Source organism: Clostridium sp. (assembly GCF_032552055.1).
GTDB lineage: Bacteria > Bacillota > Clostridia > Clostridiales > Clostridiaceae > Clostridium.
On sequence record NZ_JAWGSV010000061.1, the window covers coordinates 1 to 13,994 of the forward strand.

8 protein-coding genes are annotated in these 13,994 nt (G+C 27.0%); 2 read left to right on the forward strand and 6 right to left on the reverse strand.

What is annotated here, in order from left to right; genetic code table 11:
- The first annotated feature begins 300 nt into the window (after positions 1-300).
- On the forward strand, positions 301-1,341 hold the full coding sequence (ltaE, locus tag E6248_RS06250) for a low-specificity L-threonine aldolase (RefSeq protein WP_316339956.1): 1,041 nt from the start codon (positions 301-303) through the stop codon (positions 1,339-1,341).
- A 125-nt stretch (positions 1,342-1,466) separates the two neighbouring features.
- On the opposite strand, the gene E6248_RS06255 is transcribed toward ltaE, so the two are convergent.
- The 3 genes from E6248_RS06255 to E6248_RS06265 form a co-directional block, all read right to left on the reverse strand.
- Positions 1,467-3,815: an ATP-binding cassette domain-containing protein gene (locus E6248_RS06255; RefSeq protein ID WP_316339957.1), complete on the reverse strand. Its 2,349-nt coding sequence runs from the start codon at positions 3,813-3,815 to the stop codon at positions 1,467-1,469.
- A gap of 272 nt (positions 3,816-4,087) precedes the next feature.
- Positions 4,088-5,425, reverse strand: a complete 1,338-nt coding sequence (locus E6248_RS06260; protein ID WP_316339958.1) for an FAD-dependent oxidoreductase — start codon at positions 5,423-5,425, stop codon at positions 4,088-4,090.
- Between the two features lie 84 nt (positions 5,426-5,509).
- Positions 5,510-6,493, reverse strand: a complete 984-nt coding sequence (locus tag E6248_RS06265; RefSeq protein ID WP_316339959.1) for an alpha/beta hydrolase — start codon at positions 6,491-6,493, stop codon at positions 5,510-5,512.
- Between the two features lie 114 nt (positions 6,494-6,607).
- Between E6248_RS06265 and E6248_RS06270 the strand changes: the two genes are divergently transcribed.
- Positions 6,608-7,687 (forward strand): GerMN domain-containing protein, encoded by a 1,080-nt coding sequence (locus tag E6248_RS06270; protein WP_316339960.1) that lies wholly within the window; start codon positions 6,608-6,610, stop codon positions 7,685-7,687.
- Positions 7,688-7,897: 210 nt separating this feature from the next.
- On the opposite strand, the gene E6248_RS06275 is transcribed toward E6248_RS06270, so the two are convergent.
- The 3 genes from E6248_RS06275 to E6248_RS06285 all read right to left on the reverse strand — a co-directional run bounded on the left by E6248_RS06275 (position 7,898) and on the right by E6248_RS06285 (position 13,650).
- Positions 7,898-11,278, reverse strand: coding sequence for an AAA family ATPase (locus E6248_RS06275; RefSeq protein WP_316339962.1), 3,381 nt, complete (start codon positions 11,276-11,278; stop codon positions 7,898-7,900).
- 244 nt (positions 11,279-11,522) lie between these two features.
- A complete protein-coding gene (locus E6248_RS06280; protein ID WP_316339963.1) occupies positions 11,523-12,689 on the reverse strand; it encodes an SAM-dependent methyltransferase in 1,167 nt (388 codons plus the stop codon).
- Between the two features lie 127 nt (positions 12,690-12,816).
- Entirely contained in the window at positions 12,817-13,650 is an 834-nt protein-coding gene (locus E6248_RS06285; protein ID WP_136003900.1) for a deoxyribonuclease IV, read from the reverse strand.
- Positions 13,651-13,994 lie beyond the last annotated feature (344 nt).

A 13,994-nucleotide genomic window follows, 5' to 3' on the forward strand; every position in this document is an offset into this window, starting at 1 on the left:
TTTTTAAAAGAAAATATACTTACAATAAAAGTAGAAAACATCATACCTATAGTAAATTCATAAAAGTCAATCTCTCTTAGAAACTCATTATATATGCCTAATTTAGCAAAAATAATTTATATATTGCTAACTATACCCATAGTAAGTGGAATTATAAAAAATATTCTTAGTTGTTCTAAATTTCTTCTTTCTGATCCCATAACTCCTCCATAAAATAATATTTGAAATTTCTTCTTAAACTTGTACTATTATATTATAATTGAATTAATTGTATATATATAGTTATTAGGAGGTTATTTTATGAATTATATCGATTTAAGAAGTGATACTGTAACGGAACAACCAGATTTTATGAAGGAAGCTATGTTTAATGCAAAAGTTGGTGATGATGTTTATGGAGATGATCCAACCGTACATAAATTAGAAGTTTTGGCTGCAAGTATTGTAGGAAAGGAAGCAGCGTTATTTGTACCTAGCGGTGCCTTTGGTAATCAATTATCTTTATTTACTCATTGCAGACGAGGAAGTGAAGTAATAATTGCTGATTCCAACCATATTGTTGCTCATGAGGTAGGGGCAAGCGCTGTAATAGCTGGAGTTCAGCTTAGATCTATAGATTCTCCTAATGGAGTTATAAAAGCTAAAGATATAGAAAAAAGAATTCGATTTGAAGATGAAGATATTCACTTTCCTTCAACATCGTTGATTTGTATAGAAAATGCTCATTCAAGTGGTAATGTTCTTACTCTTTCTGAAATGGAAGAAGTATATAATGTAGCTAAAAAATATAACTTACCAGTTCATTTAGATGGTGCTAGAATATTCAATGCTGCTGCATCATTAGATGTAGATGTTAAAGAGATAACTAAATACTGTGACTCAGTAATGTTTTGTTTATCAAAAGGTCTGTGTGCACCAGTTGGTTCAATAGTTGCTGGAAGTAAAGAATTTATTGATAAAGCTAGAAAAAAAAGAAAACTTTTAGGTGGTGGCTTAAGACAATCTGGATATTTAGCTGCTGCTGGAATAGTTGCTTTAGAAAAAATGTCAACTAGATTAAAAGAAGATCATGATAATGCTAAATTACTTGCAGAGGAATTAAATAAAATTCCTGAGGTAGAAGTTGATTTTGATAACTTAAATATAAATATGGTATTTTTTAAATTCAATTCTACTAATATTAACACTAAGGCTTTAGTGAAATATTTCTTAGAAAATAAAATTAAAATAAATGGTATGGAAAATGGAGTAATGAGATTTGTAACTCATTACTGGGTTACAAAAGAAAATGTGCTAGAGGTAGTTAATGTATTAAAAGAATTTTTAAATGCTAAAAAATAAGCAAATTGTTAATTTAAAATAGTAAAGTAATTTACTGCAGATTACTAAAAACCAAAAAAGAAACTCAAGTCATGCCTTGAGTTTCTTCTTTCATTCTTTCATTATTTAATTTCTTCATTTATTAATTACTCAGTTCTTAATGCTTCAACTGGATCTTTCTTAGATGCCATCTTAGCTGGTATAGAACCACCTAACATTGTAAGTAATACACTTATAATTATTAGAATTATTGCATGTACTGGATTTAACACAGCTACACCTTCTAAATCTGTTACTTTATATAATATAGCATTTGTTGGGAATGTTAATAGGTATGCAATTATTATACCTAAAATTCCAGAGCAACTACCAACTATAAAGGTTTCAGCATTAAATACTCTTGTGATATCCTTCTTTCTTGCTCCTAAAGATCTTAAAACACCAATTTCTTTTGTTCTTTCTAGAACAGAAATATAGGTGATAATTCCAACCATTATTAATGAAACAACTAAAGATATTGCAGCAAAGGCTATAAGTACCATAGTTATTGCATCCATTATACTACCTGATAATGTTGCAAAAGTTTTAGCCATATCATTATATAATATTACATCCTCTTTAGTTTTATCTTCATTCCATTTATCAAGATAACTTACAACTGCTTCCTTACTTTCAAAATCCTTAGGATATAAAGTTATCATATAAGGTATTTCAGTTCCTCCAATGGAAGCTAAAATATTCTCCTTAGTATTTTCAGAACTTCTACCTTGAGTTTCGCCTGTAAAGCCTTCTCCTGTAAATACATTATAATCAGCAGCTTCTTGATCTTTTACTACTTCTGAGTTCTTAGCATTATCAATAAAGAATTTGCTTAATTCATCTGAGTAAGCAACTCCTTCTGATAATACTGGAATTTTCACATCTTCTTTTAATCTTAATATTCCTTTTATTTTTAGAGAAATAGCTTTTTCACTATTATAAAGTTCACTCATATCTTTTGGATTTCCGGCTAAAGTATAGAAACTTCCTACCTTTTTATAATAATCATCATTTTGGATAGCTTTAATTTCATATTCAATAATATCATCAAAGGATATTTCTTCTTTACTTGAATCTACTCCTAATGCCTTTAAAATTTCAGTATCTACATTATTATATTCATCAACTACTAGAACTAAATCATTCATTGTTTCTGGATAGCTTCCTGCCAATAAATCATATGAACTTTCTAAATATCCTGCTTTATCACTTTCTAATGAAATAGGATAAGATGATAATCTTAAATCAGACGAATTAATTGGTGTAGCCACACTTCCATCAGTCTTTAAAAGGTTCATATTAACTAGACGAGTATATGAAACACCTGATAAGCTATTTGAATCTATCTTTTCAATATAATCTAAATACTCTTGTGTTATTTTATTATTATGAATAAAAGTATTTTCCTTACTATTATATGGATAAATAAATTTATCCTCTGGATATTTAGTATTATCCTCTTCTTCCTTACCAAGCATTTCTTTTCTCATTTCCTTACTATGTTCCATCATTTCATTCATATCTACTTCAGCAGCTTGCTGAGATATCATAATAGGAAATCCTGATAATGTATCACTCTCAAATATATCTATTTGCTTATCGAAACCATTTGATAAAGATAATATTAGAGCAATACCTATAATACCTATGCTGGATGCAAAGGCTGTTAAAAAAGTTCTCCACTTCTTAGTTCTTATATTCATAGCTGATAACTTTAATGCTGTAAAGAAGCTCATACTAGTTTTTTTAATCTCATAATTATCACTTTTATCTAACTCATTAATAGGTTTAGAATCTGAAATCACACTCCCATCCCTAAACTCTATAATTCTATCTGCATATTCTTCTGCAAGATCTGGATTATGAGTAACCATTATAACTAGTTTATCCTTAGCTATATCTTTAATAATTTCCATTATTTGAACACTAGTTTTAGTATCTAAAGCACCTGTTGGTTCATCAGCTAAAATTATATCTGGATCATTTGCTAGAGCTCTTGCTATAGCAACTCTTTGCATTTGTCCACCTGATAACTGATTAGGTTTCTTATGCATATGTTCCTTTAATCCAACTCTTTCTAAAACTTCTTTTGCCTTATTATGTTTTTCAGAAGCTGATACCCCACTTAAGGTCATACCCATTTCAACATTATCTAATATATTAAGATGTCCAATTAAATTATAACTTTGAAAGATAAATCCTATACTATTATTACGATAAGCATCCCAATCAGAATCTTTAAATTCTTTAGTTGATTTACCATTAATAATTAAGTCTCCACTATCATATTTATCTAATCCACCTATAATATTTAAACATGTAGTTTTACCAGAACCACTTGGCCCTAAAATAGCTACAAATTCACCTTTTCTAAAACTCAAATTTACTTCATTTAATGCAACCTGAGTATAATCTCCAGTTACATAAGACTTTTTAATATTTCTTAGTGATAACATATACCTACTCCCTCTATACTTTATTTAATTCTATATTCTTTCTATTGATGTAGTTTACTTTAGAATAACTTTCCACTTAAAATTCTATAAGACTACAAGATATAAATAACTTATTAAAACATATATTCTATAGTAATTCTTAACTTATATTCTAAGGTTATACATACTATTATAACTAATATAAGAATTATTTTCTATTTTTATATGTAAATCATAAAAAGACTGTTATAAAAATAACTATTTAAGTTATCATTATAACAGTCTAAATTAAACTATTGCTTTATTCTTTTTAATGCAGCTGAATTTAATATTCCCCAAGGTTTATTAAAGTGAGGTTGGAAGAAGAAATCAGTCATAGCTAATTCTTCAACAGTCATATTATTTTGAATTACTACTGAAAGAGTATTCATAAACTCAGTCATATCTACTTTAGATGCAATTTGCCCTCCAACTATTCTCCTACTTTCTACTTCATAAACAATCTTTAATTGTACGTCTTCAAAGGTAGGCATAAATTCCGGTCTATTATTTTCGTGAATAGTAACACTTTCTACCTTTAAGTCAGAAGTACTGTGAGCTGCATCTACTGTAAGCCCAGTTGATGCAATACATACATCATAAATCTTAATTCCTGAAGTACCTTGGGTTCCCATATATTTCAATGTTGGCTTTTCTATATTACTTCCAATTAACATTCCCATTCTTACAGCATTTGTTGCAAGTGGAATATATCGTTTATCATTAGCCGGGTTATATCTTACCATACAGCAATCACCTGCTGCAAAGACATCTTCCCTACTTGTTCTCATATAATCATCTATGATAATTGCTCCATTTTTTAAAGTATCTAATTTTCCTTCAATTAACTTAGTATTTGGTCTAAAGCCAATACATAATACTACTAAATCTCCTTCATATTGAGACTTATCAGTTATTACTTTAGAAACTTTATTGTTATCCCCTTCAAACTTTACTACCTTTTCACCAAGGACTAACTTTATTCCTCTATTAGTAAATTCCTTTTCAGCTATATCAGAAAATTCTTTATCTAAATACTTAGACATAATTCTATCTTCTGCATCTATTAACGTTACTTTCTTACCTAAAACTTGAAAAGCTTCTGCTAGTTCAACCCCTATATAACCTGCACCTATAATAATTACATTATTTGATGAATCTTTCTTCTCATCAATAATTTTTGCATGATGATAGTTTTTACAAAGTAATATATTTTCTAAGTTTATACCTTCTATATTAGGAATAATAGGCCAAGATCCTAAAGTTAAAATTAACTTATCATAACTATCTTCAAACTCTTCATTACTAACTAAGTTTTTTACATTTAATTTCTTATTATCAAAATCTATATTTAAAACTTCATGCTTCATTCTAGTTATAATTCCGCTTTCAGCTAAGTTTTCTGGTGAGTTATAAAAAAGCTTTTCCGGCTCATTTACTACATCACCAACACTTAGAGCAATTCCACATGATAAAAAGGATATATTATCATTTTTTTCGTATACAGTTACCTCTGCATCTGGATGCAATGCTTTTAAATTCACTACAGATGAGGTACCTGCATGAGTACATCCTACAACTACAACTTTCATTTGTATCCTCCTTTAAAAATAAATAATTAATTAAAACCAATACTAGTAATATATTTTGCTAAAAAGTTAATATTATTCTGTTTCTTATATATTTTGAATTACAAATTGAAGCATCTTTAAGCCAACTTGCATAATTTCTTCCATATCAAATTCTGAAAAATCATGAGTTGCACCTTCTAAGGTTATTATCTTAGCTTTATTATTTTTGCTTTCTAATTCATTATATAGTTTTTCTGCATTTTCATATGGTACTATTGTATCTTTCCTACTATGGATTATTAATGTCTTTGGTTCATTTTCATCCACATAGTTTATTGGACTATATTTAGCTAAGATTTCTTCTTTGCTGCTTCCTACAGAATTAATTATTTGCTCTAAATCCCAATTAACATTATCCATATCTAATGTAGTTAAATCTGTTGGTCCAAAAAAGTTAATTAGATATTTCACATCAGAAGGGTAATCTTTAAGATCATCTTCTCCAATAAATTCATTATTATCACTATATGCTGCCATTAATGATAAGTGAGCTCCTGAAGATGCTCCAAGAACACCTATATTTTCAGTATCAAAATTATATTTTTCTTTATTTTTATAAATCCATCTAATAGTATCTTTTACATCAGAAATTTGTTTGTAAAAGTTTTCTTCTCCTCGCATTAACTGATAGCTTGTGCTTATTATAGTAAAGCCTTCTTCTCTAAAGGCATCCAATAAAGGTGATATAGCCTCTGGTATATCTTTACTACCATAAACCCAGCTTCCTCCATGAACATAAAGTAAAACTTTAGATCCACCTTTCACGTCTTTTTTAGGCCCATATATATCTAAGGTTTGAGAAATACCATTAGTATTTTTATATTCTACATCTTTATAATCAATATCTGTACTAGCTTCTAAAAATAAATTATCTTCAATGATACTACTAGGATTTTCTACTCTATTAGAATACTTCTTTACTATATTTATTGTTAAACTTATTTTATCTCTAATTAAAAATGCAAAAACTCCTAAACTTATAAATATTAGAAGTACTATTATTCCTAATGTCTTAAAAAATTTTTTCATAATCTTCTCCTTACTTTTTATTAATAATAGTTTACCATTAATTTATATTATTTTTGTCAATAATAACTAAATAGGTAAATAGAATATATAGAATATGTATTTAGGAAGTGTATTATGAAAAGAAAAATATTTTTATTACTTTTCTCTTTGATTTTCTCTTTTATATTAGTTAGTTGCAATAAACCAAAAGATAATCCCCCTTCAGACGCAACAAACCCTCCAAAGGAAAATATTGAAGAAGGAAATAGCTCTGAAGAAGAAAATAGCTCTAATGAAAATGAATCAAATAGTAATAGTAATGTATCTAAAAAAAATGTTAGACTATTCTACTTTGATACGGTAAAGTATGATCTTTATTATGTAGATAAGGAAATTGAAGTTACTGACAATGCAATTATAAAATCTTTAACTAATGAGCTTCAAAATTATACCCCAAATAATAACTTTTTAAATTTAACTGATAAGGTTAAAATAACATCATCAACCTTAGATGAGTCTACTGGAGTTTTAAAAGTAGTATTTTCATCATCTTATGTTGATAAAATGCTTTTAGGCTCTTCAACAGAAGGTGGACTATTATCCTCATTACTTTCAACTTATGGATATAACTTAAATGTAGAGAAAGTAGCAATTTATTTTGGTGATGAGTTATATACTTCTTTGCGTGGTGATTTACCAAAAGGCTATTTTGATGTTAACTATAACTCAGCTACTCAGTACTCAAAAGATAGCTATAATGCTGATGATACTTCTACATCTACAAACGTAAAAAATATGAACTGTAGAATATACTATTATAACGCTAGTGATGATATGTATTACTATCAAGATAAGTCAATCGAAGTTGTTGACAGTGCTTTAGTAACATCCTTAACTAAAGAATTAAAAAATATACCTAACGATAATTTTTTAAACTATGGAGATAACTTAGCAGTAAAGTCTGCAAAGTTAAATAATGATATCTTAACTGTGGATTTGTCACCATCTTATTATAATATGCTAAGAAGTCTTGGTTCTGGTCCAGAAGCCTCTGCTTTAAAAACCTTAGCCTTAACTTATAGCTATAATTATGGAATTAATAAAGTAATAATTCTTGTCGATGGAAAACCTTACTCTGGAAGTCACTTAATGTTTAATGAAAATGAATTTATAGATATAAATATTACTAATATAAAGGAATACAAACAGTCGTAAAATGCGGAGCATTTTATTAACTAAGAATTAAAAATGGAGAATTAAGGATGTTTTGCACAACAAAACTTAAATTTCATCTTGGTGCAAAGCAGCTTTTTTCAAAACTCTAAAGGAGTTTTTCCTTAATTCTTCATTCTTCATTCTTCATTATTAATTTTTCATTATTTTGCTTCGCAAAATTTAGATTATCACAATAGGATATTTGTTATTCTATTTATTAATAAAAATATTTTTTTGTAAGAATTTTTCCTTACTCTTAATTATATCTTGAGTCATAATTAAGTTCATTTCTTTATTATTGATTTTCGTATCACATATTCTTATACTTTGCTCTCTAATTAATATATCTAGATACTGCTTTACCATTAGAGCATTTCTTAAAGTTAATTTTTCATTTTCGTATAATTCATGTATTGTGCTAGATAAATCATTATCTGAATTAATATCTAATACATATCCTTTACTTTCTAATATTCCCATTGCCATATATACCAATTCTTCTTTACTATAATCTTTAAAGTTTAGCATTGAAGAAAATCTATAGTTAAGCTCTGGATTTATATTCATTAGTTTTCTAATATCCTCTTCTTTACCTGATAGGGTTAATACTGAATTATTGCTGTTCTTATCCATAAATTTAATTAAGTCTTTTATTATTTTATTAGTATACGGTTTTAGTAAGAATTCAGCTCCATCAATATATATTACTTTTCCTATTTGTTTATTTAGAACTTCTTCAAATGATTTATTATTATTTATACAATCTATTGCTTCATCTTTATTTATTTCAACTATATTTTTAGCTTTTACTATTCCCACACTATATAATATTTCTGAGAAAATGTTTAATACAGTCTTCTTTCCTGTACCGACCTTTCCTGTAAATATAATATTCATATATCTATTAATATCAGTAGATAGCCCTAGCTTTTTTCTCTTTTCCTTTACTCTAATAAGCTTATACTGATTTCTTAAAAACTCCTTCGCTTCTTCATTACCAACTAAATTTTTCAAATGTTTTTCTAAATCAAACTCATTGTCATATTGAGAAGTATTTAATTTTTCTATGTCCTTTGCAGTAATTAAATTAATTTCATATGCACTGGTATCCTCTTCAACTATTCTAATACTTTGTTCTCTTATTAGGTTTTCAACATAGTTTCTAACCATTCTTCCATTTCCAGATTGTGAATCTGAATTTTCATAAATATCAACAAAGCTTTTCTTTAAAGAGCTGTATCCATTTTTAGATAACTTAAATCCCTTACCTTCAATTAATCTAATAGACATTTCTAGAAGTTCATTTGGATTATAGTCCTTAAAGTTAGTCCATAAAGGGAATCTTGATCTAAGCCCTATATTTACATCGAAGAAATTCTCCATTTCTTCTTCATAACCAGCTAATATCACTATTACCTCTCTTGAATTATCTTCAATAAGCTTTAATAAAGTTTCTATTGCTTCTCTACCTAAGCTATCATTAGCTAAAGTATATGCCTCATCTATAAATAAAACTCCACCTAAGGCTTCCTTAAATTTTTCTTCTGTTTTCTTAGCGGTTTCTCCTGGAATATTAGAAACAAAGCTTGATCTATCACATTCAACTAATTGACCAATCTTTAATAGTCCCATACTATTTAGCATCTCTGCAACTAATCTTGCTATACTGGTTTTACCTGTGCCTGGGTTACCTGCAAAAACCATATTTAAGTTTTGCTCTATTTCTGTATTTACTCCAACAGATTTTCTTTTTTCTTGAGCTATTAATAACTTATATTGGCTTCTTAAAAGATTTTTAACATCTTCAAGCCCTATAATATTCTTTAGCTTTTCTTCTAAATCAAACTTAGCATTAGCTTTAAAGTTAAAATCTTCTCTCTCTAAAAGATCTATTTCACTTTTATTATTATTTAAATATTTTCTAGAAGAATAAATAATAGCATTTTCAATTATATTTCTTGCAAACCTTGCATTACCTAAATCATTTTTTCCAGTAAGCTGATTTCTAGTAAATAAATCTATCAAATCATTTTTAACATTTTTAGAAATCCTATATCCCTTAGATTTAGCTATTTGAAGGGCTATTTCATACATTTCAGTAGGAGTATAGTCTTCAAAATGAATAATATTCGGAAATCTTGATTTAAGGCCTTGATTTCCCCCTAAAAACTCTTCCATATCTTTTTCATAGCCTGCTAGTATAACAATTAAATTGTTTCGATTATCTTCAATTCCCTTAATTAAAGCATCTACAATTTCTTTTCCAACCCTATCCTCTTCACCTTCATATAAAGAATAAGCTTCATCAATAAATAAAACGCCTCCTAAGGCTGACTTTATAATATCATTAGTTCTTTTTGCTGTTTCACTTACATTATCAGAAATGAAATCTGCCTTACTCACTTCAACTAATGTTCCTTTAGATAATAATCCTAAAGCATTCAAATAATCATACGTTATTCTAGCTGCATTGGTTTTTCCTGTCCCTGCATTTCCTGCAAAAATCATATTTAATGATATATATGAAGTTCTAAGTCCAAGCTTCTCTCTAATTTTTTGCACTTTATGATTGTTTTCTATATTTAATAAAAATTCCTTTAATTCCTTAACTCCAATCATGGCTTCAAGCTTATATTTAACCTCTTCTAATGTAGGTACTGAATACTTTAATAATCTATAAACTGTACTATTAACTCTGCATCTTAAATTATTATTTTCTACATAAACTAAAGCTTTATCTCCTTGCCTTAAACCTTCTTTATTTATTAAATTTATAATTGGATGACTAAAGGTATAATTGATATATTCACTAATATCAAAGCTTCCTTTTTTACTAAAAGAATTTTGTAAGTACTCACAAACCCCATATCTATCTTTATCTAAAGTGGCATCCTTAAATCCTAAAACTATTTGAATTCCAAAATTACTTTTTATCTTTTCTATTTCATTATTTAGTCTTTTTCTTATGATAGAGTTTTTTTCTCTTTCTGTAAGCTCTTTTGTAGTCAATACTTTATCTATATTAGTGAAGGTATTTTCAATTACCTCATCCATTTCATTTTTATCTTCGTAATTATAAATAAATATAAAGAATTTATTATGGCAAATAAATTGATTTATTGTATTTTTTTGGTCTTTTTCAGCTTCAACTAAAAATTTATTCTTTATTGTATAGTTATTTTTTAGGTTAATACATGAATTAGGTTGTATCTTTGATAAAACTTTTATTATTTCATCTGATGCCTTCTCTACATTCTTAAACATTATCCCTTCTGACTTATCACTATTAAGTATTTCATATAAATCACTTAAAAAAGCATTATATCCTAAATTAAAGTTATATGAAGCTAGATCTATTTCTTCAAGTCTTTTCTTACTAATTAATTTTTCTTTATATAATTCTTCAAATACATACCTAATAGATACTTTTTTAAATGTATTTCTTTGACCTGATATTAATAAAATTCCTTTTTCATTTTTCTCAATCTTTGAGATAAAATAATTTGTTATTTCATCAAAAAAATCTTTTTGTCCTATAAACTCTCTATTTAGCTTATTTTTTATCATATATTTTATTTGGTCTTTTTCCATAGTAATTCCTCCTCTTATTTTCTATTTTATATTATTCTAATCTTACTTTTAGTAACTTAATCACTAACTAAGTAAATATATAAATTTGCTTATTACCTCGCCTTGATCTAACCCATAACAAACTTATATTTATATCCTTGAATTCTAAGGGAATAGATTATAAATACTTATATACAGAATAACTTATTAATAATTTCTTATAATATAAAAATGCTGCACCTTAAATAAAGTACAGCACTGTAGATTATATTAATTTATCACTTTTTAACAAATTTAATAATGTTGGATTAAAGTTAAATTCCTTTATTAAATTATCAACTTCACTTAAAGCTTTTTCTTTCTTATCTGAAGATATATTAGATTTCGATGCTCTTATTAAAATATTTTTAGGTGAATGAGCTATATCTATAAACTCTAAAAGTTGAGTTTTATATCCTGCTGCTTCAAGTAAATTTCCACGTACAGCGTCTGTCATTAAAGCAGAAACCCTTTCTTGAATTATACCATATTTTGAAATAATTGATAAGGATTCTGGCTTTATTTGAGCATTAAATTCATGCTGACAACATGGAACTGAAAAAATCATTTTAGCCTTCCACTTAATAGCATTGTATAAAGCATAATCTGTTGCAGTATCGCAAGCATGTAATGTTATTACCATATCAACATTATTCTCATACTTATATCCATTAATATCTCCTAGTTCAAAATGTAAATCATCGTATTTATATCTCTTTGCAATTTCATTACATTTCTTAATAACATCTTCTTTCAAATCTAATCCTATCATTTTAACCTTAATATTTTTAATTTCTACAAAATAATAATATAAAACAAAGGTTAAATATGATTTCCCACAACCAAAATCTAATATCGTAAGCTCTTTATAATTATTTTTTCTTATTTCATCATCAATTATTTCTATAAATCTATTAATTTGCTTATACTTATCGTACTTAGAATTAATAACCTTACCTTCCTTAGTAAAAACACCTAAATCTATCAAAGGCTCAATTATCATACCTTCCTTTAAAATATAATTCTTCTCTTTATTATGACTTTTATTAGCTAAGCTCTTGTTATCAGCCTTCTTTTTACCTAAAAACACTTTTCCCTTTTTAGATATCTTTAAATCAAAGGTAGTAGTGTTAGTCCAAGCACCGAGTTGCTTATAATTATTATGTACTAAATCAATTAGTTTTTTTTCTAATTCATTAGATTCAATATTTTCATGAAAAACTTGCTTATCAGTAAAGCTTTCAACTTGATAATATCTCTTACCTTTTTTATTACTCTTTAATTCAATATTTATTTTATTATATTTAACATCTTTATTTAATTTGTTACTAACAACAATCTTTATTACTTCTTCATTAACAATTTCTCTAATTGCTTTTATTAACTCTTCCACTAAAAACACACCTTTCTAAATATCAATTATAATCTAAAGGTATATAATCTATCAAGAAAATAAAAAAAGTAGTAGCTATGTAATCTAAAATCAACCTACATAGCCACTATAAAGTAAAGTTATAAACTTATCCTTGGTATCTACTTCTTAATAATTCTATTTCCTTTGCATAACCATCTAGTTCATTAGGTGTTTCTAAGAAAAATGGTAAATGCTTAAGTTTTGGATGATTAATTATATTAGTTATTGCATCTAATCCAACAAAGCCTTCTCCAATTTTTTCATGTCTATCTTTATGACTTTTAAATGGGTTTTTGCTATCATTTAAATGAATTGCTTTTAATCTATCTAAACCAATTACTCTATCAAATTCTTCTAAAACTCCATCTAAGTTATTAACAATATCATATCCAGCATCATATATATGGCAAGTATCTAAACATACTCCCATTTTATCTTTTAATTCAACTCTAGATATTATTTCAGCTATTTCTTCAAAAGTTCTTCCAACCTCTGAACCCTTTCCAGCCATAGTTTCTAATAAAACAGTTGTAGTTTGATCTTCTCTTAACACATTATTTAATAAATCTACTATGTAGTTTATTCCAACCTCTACCCCTTGTTTAACATGACTTCCAGGATGGAAATTATATAAATTATTTGGCATAAGCTCCATTCTATTTAAATCATCTTCCATCATTTCTCTTGCAAATTCTCTAGTTCTTTCATCTGCAGAACATGCATTTAATGTATATGGTGCATGAGCTAAAATAGTTGCAAAATTATTTTCTTTCGCTATTTTTAAAAGCCCCTCCATATCCTTCATATCTATATCTTTAGCTTTTCCACCTCTAGGGTTTCTAGTAAAGAATTGAAAAGTATTAGCTCCAATTTCTAACGCTTCTTTTCCCATATTTTCAAAACCTTTTGTTGTTGATAAATGACATCCTATATTTAACATTATTTCCTCCGTAATTGCTTCATTCCTACTTGTTTTTCTTATTTTAATTAACTCAATGATACTATAAGCCTTAGTATTATGGCAAGAGCTAATTAATAGAAATTATTATTTAATAATAAAATAACATATATAGCACTACCTAATAATTAAAAATTAAGAATTAAAGGTTAAAAATTGCTATTGAATCTGATGAAATTGAAAAAAAGACCTATAAAAATAAATTAAACTTATTTTCTCATTATATAATTAAGGAACCTAATCTTTATAATTAAGTTCCTTATTTTACATAATTTAAATTTCTAGTATTATATTATAAAGGTTATAGCAGCTGAAAGGACTCCACC

Excerpts from the sequence above, each read along its gene's own strand:
- E6248_RS06260 (WP_316339958.1), bottom strand. The coding sequence starts at position 5,425 with ATGAAAGTTGTAGTTGTAGGATGTACTCATGCAGGTACCTCATCTGTA.
- E6248_RS06265 (WP_316339959.1), bottom strand. The coding sequence starts at position 6,493 with ATGAAAAAATTTTTTAAGACATTAGGAATAATAGTACTTCTAATATTT.
- E6248_RS06255 (WP_316339957.1), bottom strand. The coding sequence starts at position 3,815 with ATGTTATCACTAAGAAATATTAAAAAGTCTTATGTAACTGGAGATTAT.
- E6248_RS06285 (WP_136003900.1), bottom strand. The coding sequence starts at position 13,650 with ATGTTAAATATAGGATGTCATTTATCAACAACAAAAGGTTTTGAAAAT.
- E6248_RS06270 (WP_316339960.1), top strand. The coding sequence starts at position 6,608 with ATGAAAAGAAAAATATTTTTATTACTTTTCTCTTTGATTTTCTCTTTT.
- E6248_RS06275 (WP_316339962.1), bottom strand. The coding sequence starts at position 11,278 with ATGGAAAAAGACCAAATAAAATATATGATAAAAAATAAGCTAAATAGA.
- ltaE (WP_316339956.1), top strand. The coding sequence starts at position 301 with ATGAATTATATCGATTTAAGAAGTGATACTGTAACGGAACAACCAGAT.